The sequence below is a fragment of the Salipiger pentaromativorans genome, from assembly GCF_024721115.1.
In the GTDB taxonomy this organism is placed as follows: domain Bacteria; phylum Pseudomonadota; class Alphaproteobacteria; order Rhodobacterales; family Rhodobacteraceae; genus Salipiger; species Salipiger pentaromativorans.
The window spans coordinates 303,165-317,973 of sequence record NZ_JAMDHK010000002.1 but is presented as its reverse complement, the minus strand read 5'-3'; the positions used below and the strand labels follow the sequence as shown (position 1 = coordinate 317,973).

General features: G+C 68.7%; 14 protein-coding genes. 2 read left to right on the top strand and 12 right to left on the bottom strand.

What is annotated here, in order from left to right; genetic code table 11:
- Positions 1 to 56: 56 nt before the first annotated feature.
- From scpB to M4578_RS04650, 8 genes are all read right to left on the bottom strand, one after another.
- Complete coding sequence (gene scpB, locus M4578_RS04685) at positions 57 to 740, bottom strand: SMC-Scp complex subunit ScpB (protein ID WP_258092280.1); 684 nt, start codon at positions 738 to 740, stop codon at positions 57 to 59.
- On the bottom strand, positions 733 to 1,530 hold the full coding sequence (locus M4578_RS04680; RefSeq protein ID WP_258092279.1) for a segregation and condensation protein A: 798 nt from the start codon (positions 1,528 to 1,530) through the stop codon (positions 733 to 735). The genes scpB and M4578_RS04680 overlap by 8 nt, the downstream gene beginning before the upstream one ends.
- Positions 1,531 to 2,556 carry a glycoside hydrolase family 3 N-terminal domain-containing protein gene (locus M4578_RS04675; RefSeq protein ID WP_274705548.1) on the bottom strand — a complete coding sequence of 342 codons (1,026 nt, stop codon included), beginning with the start codon at positions 2,554 to 2,556 and terminating at the stop codon, positions 1,531 to 1,533.
- Complete coding sequence (locus tag M4578_RS04670; RefSeq protein WP_420854795.1) at positions 2,532 to 3,545, bottom strand: SPOR domain-containing protein; 1,014 nt, start codon at positions 3,543 to 3,545, stop codon at positions 2,532 to 2,534. The genes M4578_RS04675 and M4578_RS04670 overlap by 25 nt, the downstream gene beginning before the upstream one ends.
- Before the next feature lie 84 nt (positions 3,546 to 3,629).
- Positions 3,630 to 5,372, bottom strand: coding sequence for an arginine--tRNA ligase (gene argS, locus M4578_RS04665; protein ID WP_258092541.1), 1,743 nt, complete (start codon positions 5,370 to 5,372; stop codon positions 3,630 to 3,632).
- A gap of 157 nt (positions 5,373 to 5,529) precedes the next feature.
- A complete protein-coding gene (locus tag M4578_RS04660) occupies positions 5,530 to 7,386 on the bottom strand; it encodes a cation:proton antiporter (RefSeq protein WP_258092277.1) in 1,857 nt (618 codons plus the stop codon).
- Positions 7,373 to 8,020, bottom strand: a complete 648-nt coding sequence (locus M4578_RS04655) for a hypothetical protein (RefSeq protein ID WP_258092276.1) — start codon at positions 8,018 to 8,020, stop codon at positions 7,373 to 7,375. The genes M4578_RS04660 and M4578_RS04655 overlap by 14 nt, the downstream gene beginning before the upstream one ends.
- A 107-nt stretch (positions 8,021 to 8,127) precedes the next feature.
- On the bottom strand, positions 8,128 to 9,309 hold the full coding sequence (locus tag M4578_RS04650) for a deoxyguanosinetriphosphate triphosphohydrolase (protein WP_258092540.1): 1,182 nt from the start codon (positions 9,307 to 9,309) through the stop codon (positions 8,128 to 8,130).
- Positions 9,310 to 9,412: 103 nt separating this feature from the next.
- On the opposite strand from M4578_RS04650, the gene M4578_RS04645 reads away from it, so the two are divergent.
- Positions 9,413 to 9,736 carry a HesB/IscA family protein gene (locus M4578_RS04645; RefSeq protein WP_258092275.1) on the top strand — a complete coding sequence of 108 codons (324 nt, stop codon included), beginning with the start codon at positions 9,413 to 9,415 and terminating at the stop codon, positions 9,734 to 9,736.
- A 6-nt stretch (positions 9,737 to 9,742) separates the two neighbouring features.
- On the opposite strand, the gene M4578_RS04640 is transcribed toward M4578_RS04645, so the two are convergent.
- The 4 genes from M4578_RS04640 to M4578_RS04625 all read right to left on the bottom strand — a co-directional run bounded on the left by M4578_RS04640 (position 9,743) and on the right by M4578_RS04625 (position 13,683).
- Positions 9,743 to 10,978, bottom strand: a complete 1,236-nt coding sequence (locus tag M4578_RS04640; RefSeq protein WP_258092274.1) for an Hsp70 family protein — start codon at positions 10,976 to 10,978, stop codon at positions 9,743 to 9,745.
- Between the two features lie 108 nt (positions 10,979 to 11,086).
- On the bottom strand, positions 11,087 to 11,965 hold the full coding sequence (locus M4578_RS04635) for a DMT family transporter (RefSeq protein ID WP_258092273.1): 879 nt from the start codon (positions 11,963 to 11,965) through the stop codon (positions 11,087 to 11,089).
- Positions 11,962 to 13,023, bottom strand: a complete 1,062-nt coding sequence (locus M4578_RS04630) for a DUF6902 family protein (protein ID WP_258092272.1) — start codon at positions 13,021 to 13,023, stop codon at positions 11,962 to 11,964. Before M4578_RS04630 ends, M4578_RS04635 begins: the two co-directional genes overlap by 4 nt.
- A gap of 72 nt (positions 13,024 to 13,095) precedes the next feature.
- On the bottom strand, positions 13,096 to 13,683 hold the full coding sequence (locus tag M4578_RS04625) for a DUF6749 family protein (RefSeq protein ID WP_258092271.1): 588 nt from the start codon (positions 13,681 to 13,683) through the stop codon (positions 13,096 to 13,098).
- A gap of 317 nt (positions 13,684 to 14,000) precedes the next feature.
- Between M4578_RS04625 and xth the strand changes: the two genes are divergently transcribed.
- Positions 14,001 to 14,783: an exodeoxyribonuclease III gene (xth, locus tag M4578_RS04620; protein WP_258092270.1), complete on the top strand. Its 783-nt coding sequence runs from the start codon at positions 14,001 to 14,003 to the stop codon at positions 14,781 to 14,783.
- The last annotated feature ends 26 nt before the right edge of the window (positions 14,784 to 14,809 follow it).

The following is a 14,809-nucleotide window of genomic DNA, read 5'->3' as shown; positions in this document are numbered from 1 at the left end:
GGCCCATGGCATGAGAGTATAGTACAAAATGCGGAGATTTCGCGGCGCCCGCGCGGTCAATCCTCGAAGAGTTCGCTTTGGCCGGGCGCCTCGTCCTCGCCACCCTCCTCCTCCGGATCGCCCGCCAGCGGCACCATGCCCGGCGGCGGGCGGTTGTCGAGCAGCCCCGCCGCGCGCAGCTCCTTGAGCCCGGGAAGATCACGGGCATTTTCCAGCCCGAAATGGTCGAGGAAATCCTGCGTCACCACAAAGGTCACCGGGCGCCCCGGGGTCATCTTGCGCCGTCCGAACCGGATCCATTCCATCTCGAGAAGCTGATCGACGGTGCCGCGCGACACGCTCACGCCACGGATCTCCTCGATCTCGGCGCGCGTCACCGGCTGGTGATAGGCGATGATCGCCAGGGTTTCGATGGCGGCGCGGCTGAGCTTCCGCGTCTCCACGGTTTCCTTCTGCATGAGAAAGCCCAGATCCGGCGCCGTGCGGATCGCCCAGGCATCGCCCACCTTCACCACCCGCACCCCGCGCCCCTCGTAACGCTTGCGCAGATAGACCAGCGCCTCGGCCGGATCGCAGCCATGCGGCATGCGCGCCTCGAGCTCGCGCACCGTCACCGGCTCGGCGGAGGCGAAGAGGATCGCTTCGACCATGCGCTCCTGCTCGCCGATGGGCGGCGCCTCGAACAGCGATTCACGCGGCGCCGTCTCGGTCCCGGCGCCGGTCTCTTCGGCGTCACTCATGCCGTTTCTCCCGTTTGCGGAGCTGGATCGGGGCGAAGGTCTCGGACTGGCGGATCTCGGCATGGCCTTCCTTCACCAGCTCCAGCGAGGCGGCAAAGGTCGCCGCCGTGGCCGAGCGCCATTTCACCGGATCGCCGTCCCAGCCATCGGGCAGCCAGGAGGAAATATCCGTCCATTGCCCGGCAAAGCCGATGAGCCCGCGCATGCGCTCCAGCGCCTGTTCCATCGTGTAGACGCTGTCCCGGTCCATCACGAAGGGGCGGAATTCGTCGCGGGTACGGATGCGGGCATAGCCCTGCATGAGATCCAGAAGCGTGGCGGTGTATTGCACCTTTCGCACCCGCTCCACGCCTTCGGGCAGGCCGCGGGCGAAGAAATCGCGCCCCAGCCGGTCGCGTGCCATGAGCCGCGCCGCCGCGTCGCGCATCGCCTGGAGCCGTTCGAGCTGAAAGGCCAGATGCGCCGCCAGCTCCTCGCCCGAAGGGCCCTCTTCGGTGGGATCGGGCGGCAGCAGCAGACGGGATTTCAGATAGGCGAGCCAGGCGGCCATCACCAGGTAATCGGCGGCCAGCTCGATGCGCAGCGCCTTGGCCTGCTCGACAAAGGCGAGATATTGCCGCGCCAGTTGCAGCACCGAGATCTTGCGCAGATCCACCTTCTGCGTGCGCGACAGCGTCAGCAACAGGTCGAGCGGGCCCTCGAACCCGTCCACATCGACGATGAGCGCCTCGGCGGCGAGGCGCTCGGCGACGCTGAGCGTCTCGATATTGCTCTCGAACTCGTCGGTCATTCAGCGGCGCCCGGGCAGAAGCGCCTCACGTTCCGCCTTGAGCGCTGCGATGTCAACCTGCGGCGCGGGTCCGCGGGCGGCCAGAGCCGCCTCGGCGCGGGCCTGTGCCGCGTCGCTCATCTCTCCTGCCGCGCGCATGAGCGCAACCATCTCGGACATCTCGCCGTTGCAGTGCAGCACGCAGTCGCAGCCTGCCGCCAGCGCCGCCGCGCCGCGCTCGGCAACGCTGCCCGATAGCGCCTCCATCGAGATGTCGTCGGTCATCAGGAAGCCGGAAAAGCCGATCTCCTCGCGGATCAGCCGGATCATGCCCGGGTCGATGGTGGCGGGACGGTCGCAAAGCCCCTCGAAGACGAGATGCGCGGTCATGCCCAGCGGCAGGCTGTGGAACGGGCGGAAGGCTTCGAAATCCACCTTGTCCAGCTCGTCGCGCGGCGCCGAGATGCGCGGCAGGTCGCGATGGCTATCGAGCCGGGCAAGCCCGTGGCCCGGCAGGTGCTTGATCACCGGCAGCACGCCGCCCTGCATGAGCCCCTGCGCCACGGCGATGCCGATCTCGGCCACCCGCTCGGCGCTGTCGCCATAACAGCGGTTGCGCAGGAAAGCATGGGTTTCGGGGCGCGCCACATCGAGCATCGGGGCGCAATTGCCGTCGATGCCGTAGCCGCGCAGCTCGGCGGCGGTGATCAGCGCGCGCAGCCGCATCGCCTGGGGCGCCTGTTCACCGAACAGCGCCACATCGTCGAGCGGCGGCAGCCAGTCCGTGGCCAGCGGCGGGCGCAGGCGCTGGACGCGCCCGCCCTCCTGGTCGATGAAGATCGGCGCCTCGCGGCCCACGCTGTCGCGCAGCGCGGCGGTGAGGGCGCGGATCTGTTCGGGCGTTTCGAGATTGCGCGCGAAGAGGATGAAGCCGAACGGATTGGCATCAGCAAAGAAGCGGCGTTCGGCGCCGGTCAGGCGCAGCCCTTCGGGCGCAAGGATCGCCGCTCCGAACCGCCCGCTCACCGTGTGGTCACCGGGATGCAATCGGCGTTTTCCGCGACGAAGGCGGCGCAGAACCGGCGCGCGTCGGAGATGTCCTCGAAGCCTTCGGCGCGGAGCCGGTAGAACACCCGCCCGCCCGAGGTGGCGCGTTCGATCACCCGCGCCTTGCCGTCCATGAACTCGCCGAACCGGGCGGCGAAACGATCCCATTCCTTGCGCGCGGTCTCGGGGCTGTCATAGGCCCCGAGCTGCGCCAGCCGGGTGCCCGCGGGCAGCGAGGCCGGGTCGATCTCGCGCGGGCCGGCATGGGCCTCCAGCGCGGCGGCCAGCGTGGCCTCGGGCGCGGGCCGGGTCGGCAGCGCCGCGGGCCGCAATTGCGGGCGCAGCGAGCGCACGAGGGCGCCCGCCGGCGCCGGGGCGGCAGCGACCTCTTCGGTCTCTTGCGCGCCCTCATCGGCCGCATCCGCCGCGCCAAGCGCGGTCATGACCTCGGAATCCTCGCCCGGCGCCAGTTCCGACAGAGGCGCGGCGCCGGCGGCGATCTGGTCGGCCAGCGCCTGAATCGAGTCGATCTCCGGCCCGGGGGCGGGCGCCACCTCGGGCTGCGGTTCGGCCAGCGTTGCGCCGCCGGGCGCCGCTGCGGGCGCGCGCCGCCCGGCGGGCCGCGCCACGGCGGCCAGATCGCCCTGCGGCACATCCTCGTCGGAAAGCCCGGCGGCCTGGGGCGCAAGCAGCAGCGTATCGGGCACCGGCGCGGCGGTGCCGGTGCCCGCCACATCGTTCACCGCCAGCCCCTGGTGATCGGCCAGCGTGCCGCCCGGATCCTCGGGCGCCACCCGCATCGGCCCTTCCATCGCCTGCACCACCGGAATGCCGGTCACATCGCGCACAAGCAGCTTGTAGCCCCAGACGCCCACACCAACGACCAGCGCCAGCGACACCGCCGCGCCGGCCCAGTTGGCCATGTTTGCAACCTTGTTCCCGGCCGGAGCCCGCGTTTCCGCAGGCCCGTCATAGGTGAAATCCGCCATATCTGCCTCGCTGCCCGCGACGGTTTTCCCGTCGCCCGGTGTCTTGCTCTGCCCGTCTTCCCCGGGGCGGCGCGGCGTCGTGGCTCAGCGCATTTCTTCCGCCGGGGTCACGCCCAAGATACCAAGGCCGGCGGAAATGACAACCGCGACGGCCCGCGCCAGCGCGATTTTGCTCTGGCTGGTGGCCGCATCGTCCTGCAGAAAGCGCAGCGACGGCTCGTCATGGCCCTTGTTCCAGAGCGCATGCAGGTCCGAGGCCAGCTCGTTGAGCCAGATCGCCACCTTATGCGGCTCGTGCCCCTTGGCGGCGATCTCGACCAGACGCGGCCATTCGCCGAGCTTTTTCATCAGCCCCAGCTCGGCCTCGTGATCGAGCACCGAGAGGTCCGCCTGCGACAGTGCGGCATCGGAGACGTCGATCCCCGCCTCGGTCGCCTTGCGGATCACCGAGCAGACGCGGGCATGGGCGTATTGCACGTAGAAAACCGGGTTTTCCTTGGACTGCTCGACCGCCTTGGCGAAATCGAAATCGAGCGGTGCGTCGTTCTTGCGCATCAGCATGACGAAGCGGGTCACGTCCGGCCCCACCTCGTCCACCACATCGCGCAGGGTGACAAAGGTGCCCGCGCGCTTGGACATCTTGAAGGGTTCGCCGTTCTTGAAGAGCTTCACAAGCTGGATCAGCTTGATGTCGAGCGGCACCTTGCCTTCGGAGAGCGCCGAGACCGCCGCCTTCATCCGTTTCACATACCCGCCGTGGTCGGCGCCGAACACGTCGATGAGTTGATCGTAGCCCCGGCTGACCTTGTCGTAATGATAGGCGATGTCGGGGGCGAAATAGGTCCAGCTCCCATCGGATTTCTTGATCGGCCGGTCCACATCGTCGCCATGCTCGGTGGATTTGAACAGCGTCTGCTCGCGCGGCTCCCAATCTTCGGGGGTCTTGCCCTTGGGCGGCTCCAGAACGCCGCGATAGATGAGGCCCTTGGCGTGGAGGCTCTCGATCGCCGCCTCGATCCTGCCGGTGCCGTAGAGCGATTTCTCGGAGAAGAACCGGTCCATCTTCACGCCGAGCTGCGCCAGATCCTCGCGGATCAGCGTCATCATCTCCTCGGTGGCGAAGGCACGGATCTCTTCGAGCCAGAATTGCTCGCCCTTGCCGACGAACTTGTCGCCGACTTGCTCTTTCAGCTTCTCGCCCACGGGGATGAGATAATCGCCCGGATAGGTGCCGTCGGCGAATTCCACCTCGTGCCCCTGCGCTTCGAGATAGCGCAGATAGACCGAGCGCGCGAGCACATCGACCTGCGCGCCGCCGTCGTTGATGTAATATTCCCGCGTCACGTCATAGCCCGCGAAATCCAGCAGGCTCGCCAGCGCGTCACCGAAAACGGCGCCGCGCGTATGGCCCACATGCAGCGGGCCGGTGGGGTTGGCCGAGACGTATTCGACATTGACCTTCTGCCCCTGCCCCATCGGCGAGCGGCCGAAATCGGTGCCCTCGGCGAGCACGGTCAGCGGCAGTTTCTGCCAGAGCGCGGGCGCCAGACGCAGGTTGAGAAAGCCGGGGCCCGCCACCTCGGCCGAGGTCACGCGCGGATCTGCGGCGATCCTGGCGGCCAGCGCCTCGGCGATGTCGCGGGGTTTCTGCCTGGCGGGTTTGGCCAGCACCATGGCGGCGTTGGTCGCCATGTCGCCATGCAGCGGGTCTCGGGGCGGCTCCACCGTCACGGGGGCGGTGTTGAGCCCGTCGGGCAGCGCGCCCTCGGCCTGCAGCGCCTCGATCGCCTGTAGCACAAGCGCGCGGATGTCGGTGAAGAGGTTCATGGGTCTGGTCTCCATACGGTCGGCGCTTCCTCTACCACTTCGGCGCGCAGGGTCAAATGGGGGACGGGCACGGGCCGGCGCAACACGGGGTCGGGCCTGTCTCCGAGGCGGCACTGTCGGCCAAGACCGATCCCGGATCCCGCCCCGGCGGCGCCCGTCAGCCGCTCTTCATCGTATCGTTGCCGTTCCCGTCCCGCCGGTCTTCCTTCCGTTCCTCGCGCTTCGGCGCCAGAAACAGCAGCCGCGTGCCCTCGGCCTCCTTGGGCTTGGCCTCCGGCTCCAGCAGCCGCAGCGTCCCGCCCGGCCCCAGATCCGCCACCGGCACCGCCTCGGGGTTCTTGTCGCGCCAATGCGCCAGCGTGAACTCGGCGCTCAGCTTCGTGACGCGAAATTCCCAGCCCTCCGCCAGCCGCGCATTGGCCTCGAAATAGGTCTCGTCCGCGCCCAGCTTGCGCCCGCCCAGGGTCGCCGGCAGCGCGTGGCGGGCCGAGGTCTGGCGCACGCGCTTGAGCTGAAACACATGCTCGCGTCCGAATTCCGGAGCGAGGTCGGTCGCCACCAGCGTGTTGTAGGCGTCATTGTCCGTCGCCGCGATCACCTTGTCATAGGTGACGAAGTCGAGATTGTGCTCGGCGGCCTCTGACAGCACGTCGCCCCAGAAGGTTTCGAGCCCCGCCTCGCGGGCGTGGCGCAGATGCGCGTGGTTCGGATCGGCCACGATCACCGGCAGATCGAGCTTTTTCAGCGCCAGCCCCAGCGCCGCCGCCCAGCGGGAACCGCCGACGATCATCACCCCCGGCGTCGCCGTGGCGGTCTGCCCCAGCAGCCGTGCCAGCGGGGTGAGCGTGAAACCGTGCAGCACCACCGTCGCCGCCACCAGCGCAAAGGCCAGCGGCGCCACCCGGTCGCCATCGGGGATGCCGAGCTGCGCCAGCCGCTCGCCGAACAGGCCGGCCACCGCCACCAGCACCACGCCGCGCGGGCCGGTGAAGGCCACCAGCAGGCGCTCGCGCCACGGCACGTTGGAAAAGGCCAGCGCCGCCAGCACCGGCAGGGGCCGGGCGAGGAACACCACCGCCAGCACAAAGACCAGCGCCCGCCAGTCGAGCGAGGCCAGCGTGGCGCGGTCCATATTGGCGGCAAGCAGGATGAACACGCCCGAGACCAGCAGGATCGTCGCATGTTCCTTGAAGCGGCGCAGTTCGACATAGCTCGGCAGATCGGCATTGGCGATCCAGAGCCCCATGACGGTGACCGCCAGAAGCCCGCTTTCGTGCAAGAGCCCGTCGGACAGCGCGAACACCGCCAGCAGCAGCACGAACAGCACCGGCACCTTCATGTATTCCGGCACCAGCCCGTTGCGGAAGGCGCGCGACAACCCCCAGCCGGCGGCGATCCCCAGCGCCACGGCCACGGCGATCCCCAGCAGCATCTCGCCCGCTGCCGCGCCCAGCGAGGAGGCGGTGTGCAGCACCACGACCACCTCGAAAGCCAGCACCGCCGCCAGCGCCCCCACCGGATCGTTGACGATCGCCTCCCATTGCAGCAGCGCTGCCGGGCGGCGTTTCAGCCGCGCCTGCCGCAGCAAGGGGGCAATCACCGTGGGGCCGGTGACAATCATGATACCGCCGAAGACCGCCGAGGCCTCCCACGACAGCCCCGCGCCCCAGTGCAGCGCCGCGCTCGACGCCGCCCAGCCCAGCGGCGCGCCCAGGAACACCAGACGCCGGACCCCGGTGGCGGCATCGCTCAGCGAGTGGACGTTCAGCGTCAGCCCACCCTCGAAGAGGATGATCGCCACGGCGATGGCCAGCATCGGCTGCATCATGGCGCCGAATTCGCGCGACGGGTCGAGCAGGCCCAGCCCGGGCCCCACCGCCAGGCCCGCCACCAGCATCAGCACGATGGCGGGCATGTGCAGCCGCCAGGCCAGCCATTGCGAGCCCACCCCCAGCACGCCCACCAGCGCAAATCCCAGCACCGGGTCGAGCCCGGCGGTCTCAGCCATCGCCATCACGTTCCTTTCCAGTCGTCCCGGTCTCCGCCCGCTCCGTCAGCACGCGCCCTCCGGCGAGGCCGCGCGTCACCGGATGGGTGAGGGCCAGCATGAGGTCACCAGATGACATGCAGCGGGCCTCTGTCCAGCCTTCGGTTCCGGCGGGCAGGCGCAGACCGTGCAGCCGCGCCGGGGCCAGCGCCGCGTCCCGATCCTTCAGCAGCGCTGCCAGAGCCGCCGCCAGCGCCGGTTTGCCGGCCCCGGGCAGCGCCAGAACGGCGCGTCCGCGCCCGGCGCGCAGCCCCGGCGTCAGCGCCTCCAGAATCCCCGCCGACCGCTCCAGCGCAACCGACAGCGGCGCCTCTCCCGCCAGCGCCGAGAGATCGTAGAGCGCATGCACCGGTTCGCGCTCCCAGGCTTCGGCCAGAATGCCGCGCGCGGCGGCGCTCGACAGATCCAGCGCCAGCGGCTCGATCCGCTGCGGCGCGTCTTTCGCCAGCGCGTAAAGCGGCTCGGCCCTGCGGTCGATCGCCACCACCAGCGCGCCGAACCCGGCCAGCCGCCGCGCCAGCGCGCGGCCCAGCGGGTGGCATGCCCCGGACAGCACCGCGACCTTTCCGGAAAACGCCGAAACTCCGAACAGGCTTCGCACCGTTCACCCCAGAAACACCAGCATCGGCAAAGAGATAGAGCCCCTTGCCACTGCCGGAATTCCTGCATCTTTCGCAAGACAAATCAACCCGCCGCGATGCGGCACCGTCAGGTCAGATCGTGCAGGATGTCCACGCCCATCAGCCGTTCATGCGCCTGAAGCGCGAACCGGTCGGTCATGCCGGCGATGTAATCGGCCACCAGCCGCGCCAGCTCGGCCTCGTCGCGCGCCGCCTCGATCTCGGCGCGCCAGCGCTGCGGCAAATGCTCTGGGCGATCCATGTAGATCGGGAACAGGTCGCGCACCACCTGCGTGACCTTGCTGCGGATCTCCATGACCGAGGGCGCCCGGTACATCCGGCGGAAGAGAAAGCTGCGGATCTCCTTGAGCTGCCCCCACATCCCATCGGAAAAGGCGATGACCGGGCGGCCGAGATGGCGGATCGCCTCGGCCGAGTCGGGCGCCGCCGCCTCCAGCCGCGCGCGGCTGGTGTCGATCACATCCGACACCATGTAACCAAAGACCCGCCGCAGCGCCTCGTGCCGGCGGCGATAGGGATCGAGCCCGGGATACAGCGCATCGACCTCGGCATAGGCCGGGGCGATCAGCCCCAGCTCGGCGATTTCCGCCTCGGTGAAAAGCCCGGCGCGCAGCCCGTCCTGAAGATCGTGGTTGTTATAGGCGATGTCGTCCGACAGCGCCGCCACCTGCGCCTCGCCGCTGGCATGGGTGTGCAGCTCCAGATCGTGCCCGGCATTGTATTCCGCCAGCGTCACCGGCAGCGCCTTGCCCTCAGCCAGAGGCAAGAGCGGGCCGTTGTGCTTGGCGATGCCTTCGAGCGTGTCCCAGGTCAGGTTGAGCCCGTCGAATTCCGCGTAATGCCGCTCCAGCGAGGTGACGATGCGCAGCGCCTGGGCGTTGTGATCGAAGCCGCCATAGGGCGCCATCAACTCGTGCAGCGCATCCTCGCCGGTATGGCCAAAGGGCGTGTGCCCAAGATCATGGGCCAGCGCCACCGCCTCGGTCAGATCGGTGTTGAGCCCCAGCGCATTCGCCATGGTGCGCGCCACCTGCGCCACCTCGATGGAATGGGTGAGCCTGGTGCGGAAAAAATCGCCCTCGTGCTCCACGAAGACCTGGGTCTTGTGCTTGAGCCGCCGGAAGGCCGAAGAGTGAATGATCCGGTCGCGATCGCGCTGAAAACAGGAGCGGAACGCGCTTTCCTCTTCGATCACGCGCCGCGGGCGCGCCTGTACCGGATCGCAAGCGTAGATCGCCATGCGCCTGATGCCTTTTGCTACTGCGGGCCGGATCGTCGCGCCCGGTTGCCGCCTGTCCCTGCCCTTCCTATATTACGGCTGCGAGCCAAGATAAACCGTTGGACCCATTGCCATGAACCTGCCTCCGAAAGTCACCGACCGCGCCTTTGCCCGCCTGAACGAAATCGGCGCCGGCGCCCAGGGCAAGGCCCTGCGCGTGGCCGTCGAGGGCGGCGGCTGTTCGGGCTTTCAATACGAGATCAAGCTCGACGAGCCCGCCGAGGACGATCTGGTGCTGGAAGGCGCCGGCGAACGGGTGGTGGTGGATTCCATCTCCCTGCCCTTCCTCGCCAATGCCACCATCGACTTTTCCGAAGAGCTGATCGGCGCGCGCTTCACCATCGAGAACCCGAACGCCACCAGCTCCTGCGGCTGCGGCACCAGCTTCTCGATGTGACGCCGCTCAGGCGGTGGCCAGCGCCAGACCGTCGATCACCGCCGTAAACGCCTCTGACCGGCGCAGCCGCGCACCGGGGCAGACCGCGCGCGCCTCGTCCGCCACCAGATGCATGAGGCTCGACCCGCCCACCAGCACCACCGCGCCGATCTGCGCCGGCGCCACCTGGGCACGGAACAGCGTCTCGAACATCGCGTGGCGCAACTGCTCGCCCGCTTCGCCCAGCACCGAGGCCAGCGAGCCGGGGCTCACCGGCGCGGACAGCCCCGTCTCGATCACCCCCATGTCGATGACCGCCCCCGCCGCACCGCCATTGGCGGCGATCTTGCCGCGCTCGACCGCAAAGGCCAGCTCGTGGCCCAGCTCGTCCTCGAGCACCGTCGCCAGCCGCCCGAGCTTTTGCGGCTCGACCGCAAGCCGCTCCATCTCGCGGGCGGAACGCCGGGTTTCGGCGGTATAAAGGAACGGGATCATCGCCCAGGTCGCCAGATCGACGAACAGCGCCCGCGGCACCGGCAGCAGCCCTTCGCCCAGCGGGCGGCGCAACTGCCCGCCCAGCCCCAGCAGCGGCATCGCGTGGCCAAGCGAGACGGAACGGTCGAAATCGGTGCCGCCGAGGCGGATGCCGTGCGAGGCCAGGATCTCGATGCCCTGCGCGGAGGCCCGGAAGACCGAGAAATCCGAGGTGCCGCCGCCGATATCGACCACCAGCCCCAGTTCGCCGGGGCGGTCGGTCTCCTGACAGGCGCGCGCCGCCGCCTCCGGCTCGAAGAGGAAATCCACCTCCTCGAACCCCGCCGCCTCGTAGCAGCCGCGCAGATCGGCAATCGCCGCCGCGTCGCGTTCGGTGTCGGAGGTGTGGAAATGCACCGGGCGGCCCGACAGCACCCGGCGCAGCGGCGTGCCTGTCTGCGCCTCGGCGCGGGTCTTCACCTCGATCAGAAAGGCGGTGACGATCTCGGCCAGGGTGCGGCGGCGCTTGGCGATCAGCCGCTTTTCGTGAAAGAGCGGCGTGCCCAGCACGCTTTTCAGCGCCCGCATATAACGTCCGTCCTCGCCCGCGATCAGCGCCTCGGCGGCGGCGGAGCCGATGCGCATGGCGCCGCCCTCGGCCGGGAAGAAGACCGCCGTGGGCAGGGTTTCGGCCCCGGGTTCGAGCGGGATGCGCCGCACCTCTCCGCGCTCCAGCAGCGCGGCAGCGGAGTTCGAGGTTCCGAAATCGACAGCGAGCGTGGCGGACATGGGCGGCCTCCTTTCCGGGGGAAGGCGCCGCAGCTACCGCAAAGCCCCGCAGGGCGCAAGAGCCGACCCGGGGTGTCCCGGGCCGGAATCGTGGTCAGAGAAACGCGGTCAGGCGCGGGCGGCGCGGCGCTCGGGCAGCGCCTCGTCGGCGACCAGCCACAGGCCCGAGCCGATCACCAGCGCCACGCCCAGCATCGTGCCCGTCCCCGGCAGTTCGCCAAAGCCCCACCAGCCGATGGCGACCATCCAGACGAATTGCAGGTTCATCAGCGGCGTCGCCACATAGGCGGGCAGCAGCCGCAGCGCCTCGGCACAAAGCCAGCGCGCGGCGAAGAGGAACAGCGCATAGCCCGCGACCCAGCCCAGATCGGCCAGCCCCATGGGCTGCCAGACAAAGGGCAGTGCCACGCCCATGCAAAGCATGAGTGCAAGGTTGGGCCAGAAGACCTGGGCCAGCGGCACCCGCTCGATCCGCGCGATATAGCGCGCGGCCACCATCGAGCCGGTCCCGGTCGAGACCGCGAAGAGCGCCCAGAGATGGCCGGGATCGACCGCGAAATGCCCCGCCGGCATCAGGCAGAGCAGCCCGCCGGCGCCAAGCGTCAGCGCCAGCCAGACCGCCGGACGCACCGGCTCGCCCAGAGCGGGGCCGGACAGCGCTGCCGCGATCAGCGGCATCAGCGCGATGAAGATGAAGACATCGGCGAAGGGCAGCAGCCGGAAGGCCTGGAAAAACCCGATGGCCGCCAGCACCGTCAGCAGGCTGCGCAAGGCCATCGTGCCCCGGCAGCGCGTGCGCAGCCCCTCGCCGCTTTTGCGCGCGGCGACGAGCGAGAGCAGGATCACCAGCCCCGAAGACAGCGCAAAGAGCTGCGGCGCGGCATAGCCGCCGGCGATCAGCTTGGTGATGCCGTCCGCCGCGGCGATGGCGCCGGTATAGACCGCCACCAGCCCGGCGCCGGCCAGAGCGCTGCGCGCCGCGCTCATCCCCGCCCCGCGCGGGCGAAGCCTTCGAAGAAGGCGTCGAAATGGGCCGATTGCCCGGCCAGCGTATCGACCACGTCGAGCGTCTGCGCCGACAGCCGCGCGCCCATCCGCGCCCGCATCGCCGCCCAGTCGGGACGCCGCGCCGCGCCTTCGGCAAACAGCGCCTCGGACAGCTCGCGCAGCGGCGCCGCGCTGCGTTGCGACCGGGTAAAGCGCATCCGCTCGGCCGCAAGCGGCTTGCGGAACGGCGTGGCGCCGCTCACCGCCGCGTGCCAGTTGCAGACGAGGAAGTCGTGATAATCGTCGGCCACCGAGAGTCCCTCGCCCTGTTCCACCGAGAACAGGTGAGTCTCCCGCGTGAGCCAGGCGGTCCAGAGCGCCGGCGGCGTCTCGCCCGCATAGCACAGCGCGATGCAGATTTCGGCCAGAAGGTCCGAATTCTGATCAAGAAATGCCAGGTTGCCGGCGAAATGCAGGCTGGTTACCGTCTTCTCGTCAAGACCGGGGTCGCGGCGCCCGTACTCGCTGAGGTAGAACACAATATGGGTCAGCTCATAGGCGGCTTTCTTGTTTGGCAGAGCGAAGGTCTGCGACCGGGCGCAAAAGGCGCGCAGCCGGTCCTCGAGCGCTGTATCCGCCGGACCCGCCTGCCCGCGCCGCGCCAGCAGACGCCGCGCCTCCATGCGTTGCAGGTCCGACAGCTCCGCGCCGGCGAAATCCTCGCGCGCCGCGCGTTCGGTCAGCCGCACGCCGGTGTCGCCGGGCATGCCCAGGTCTTCCAGATCGAGCGCGATCGAAATCAGGAAACGATAGTATTGCGGGAAGAAGGCCAGCCGGTCCTCGACCGTGTCGTAAAAGCCCCGCAGCACCGCAAGCGCTTCGGGGGCGACCTCGGCGCCGGTGCATTCGAGAATGTTCAGCAGCTCGGCGTTTTCCTTGAGCCAGAAGACATCGTCCTCGCGGCGGCGGCAGGCGGCAAAGCTCGAGAGCAAGGCGGCGGCGCCGGTTTCGGGCGCCGCGACACGGGCCTTGGGGCGGAGCGCGATCACATTGGTCATGGCGGGCCTTTCCCTTCTCTGCGCAGGCGGGCGTCTCATCCCCAAGACGCCCGCAGCTTGGTCATCGGACGATCAGGCGCCCGAGGTGAAGAGACCGGTGGCCTCGCCGGCGGCGGCACGGGTGCCTTTGGGGGCTGCGCCCGAGGTGAACATCTCCACCGCATCGCCACGCGAGGCGTCGGAGGTCATCGGAGCGGCACCCGAGGTGAACATTTCCACCGCGTCGCCGCGCGAGGCATCGGAGGTCATCGGAGCGGCACCGGAGGTGAACATCTCCACCGCATCGCCGCGCGAGGCGTCGGAGGTCATCGGAGCGGCACCCGAGGTGAACATTTCCACCGCATCGCCGCGCGAGGCATCGGAGGTCACCGGTGCGGCGCCCGAGGTGAACATTTCCACGGCGTCGCCGGTCAGCGCGGCGGTGCTCATGGGTGCGGCACCCGAGGTGAAGAGACCCGTGGCGTCGCCGAGGGCTGTGGCGCTGGAGATCGGTGCGGCACCGGAGGTGAACATCTCGACCGCATCGCCCAGAAGCGCATCGCCCTGTGCCATCGGCGCGGCGCCCGAGGTGAACATTTCCACCGCGTCGCCGCCGAACAGATCGGCGCCGCGATCATCAAGAATTTCTTCAGAGATTACGTGCTTAAGTTGAGCGGTCATTGGGCTTCCCCTGTGTGTGATTGTGCAGTCTTTGCCACTTCAGGGTTTCCGCCGATGCTTGTTTCTGACAATATGCTTTCTGCCATAGGTTGAATAATACATAAGTTATCCACATGCAAAGACACCGCTAAGAAGACCTGAAACAATCAAAATTCTGCTTACCCACAGAAGAATAATTTCTGTGGATAAATTTTTGCGGCCTGCCGATTTTGCCGAATCGCGCCGCGAAATCCTCGAATCGCTGCCTCAAAACGGGCTGCGGGCTTGCCCATGGGCGGTGCTTGGGCGATAGCTTGGCCAGCGCAGCGGAGGGGCCCATGAAGATCGCCACGTTCAACATCAACGGCATCAAGGCGCGCATCGGCGCCCTGACCGACTGGCTCGACGAGGCGCAGCCCGACGTGGCGCTGCTGCAAGAGATCAAGTCGGTCGATGAGGCTTTCCCCCGCGAGCTTCTGGAAGAGCGCGGCTATCAGGTCGAGACGCACGGGCAGAAGGGCTTCAACGGCGTCGCCATCCTGTCGAAACTGCCGCTCGAGGACGTGACCCGCGGGCTGCCCGGCGACGACACCGACGAACAGGCGCGCTGGATCGAGGCGACGGTGGTGGGCGACCGCCATGCGCTGCGGCTCTGCGGGCTCTACCTGCCCAACGGCAACCCGGCACCGGGGCCGAAATACGATTACAAGCTCGCCTGGATGGCCCGCATGGAAGCCCGTGCCCGCGCGCTGCTGGCCGAGGAGATGCCCTTTCTCATGGCCGGCGACTACAATGTGATCCCACAGGCCGAGGATGCCGCCAAACCCGAAAGCTGGACCGAGGACGCGCTCTACCTGCCGCAGACCCGCGACGCCTTTCGCCGAATCCTGAACCTCGGCTTCACCGAGGCGTTCCGCACCCGCCACCCCGGCCCCGGGCATTACTCGTTCTGGGATTACCAGGCCGGCGCCTGGCAGCGGAACAACGGCATCCGGATCGACCATGTCCTGCTGTCGCCGCAGGCCGCCGATCTGATGACCGATGTGCAGATCGACCGCGACATTCGCGGCCGCGACAAACCCTCCGATCACGTTCCCGTCTGGGTCGACCTGGCATGCTGACCCGCGCGGCGCGCTTGCGCCTGCGC

Bases quoted from the DNA above. Each gene is read 5' to 3' on its own strand.
- M4578_RS04660 (WP_258092277.1), bottom strand. From the start codon at position 7,386: ATGGCGATGGCTGAGACCGCCGGGCTCGACCCGGTGCTGGGATTTGCG.
- scpB (WP_258092280.1), bottom strand. From the start codon at position 740: ATGAGTGACGCCGAAGAGACCGGCGCCGGGACCGAGACGGCGCCGCGT.
- M4578_RS04635 (WP_258092273.1), bottom strand. From the start codon at position 11,965: ATGAGCGCGGCGCGCAGCGCTCTGGCCGGCGCCGGGCTGGTGGCGGTC.
- M4578_RS04640 (WP_258092274.1), bottom strand. From the start codon at position 10,978: ATGTCCGCCACGCTCGCTGTCGATTTCGGAACCTCGAACTCCGCTGCC.
- M4578_RS04625 (WP_258092271.1), bottom strand. From the start codon at position 13,683: ATGACCGCTCAACTTAAGCACGTAATCTCTGAAGAAATTCTTGATGAT.
- argS (WP_258092541.1), bottom strand. From the start codon at position 5,372: ATGAACCTCTTCACCGACATCCGCGCGCTTGTGCTACAGGCGATCGAG.
- M4578_RS04645 (WP_258092275.1), top strand. From the start codon at position 9,413: ATGAACCTGCCTCCGAAAGTCACCGACCGCGCCTTTGCCCGCCTGAAC.
- M4578_RS04680 (WP_258092279.1), bottom strand. From the start codon at position 1,530: ATGACCGACGAGTTCGAGAGCAATATCGAGACGCTCAGCGTCGCCGAG.
- M4578_RS04630 (WP_258092272.1), bottom strand. From the start codon at position 13,023: ATGACCAATGTGATCGCGCTCCGCCCCAAGGCCCGTGTCGCGGCGCCC.
- M4578_RS04670 (WP_420854795.1), bottom strand. From the start codon at position 3,545: ATGGCGGATTTCACCTATGACGGGCCTGCGGAAACGCGGGCTCCGGCC.
- xth (WP_258092270.1), top strand. From the start codon at position 14,001: ATGAAGATCGCCACGTTCAACATCAACGGCATCAAGGCGCGCATCGGC.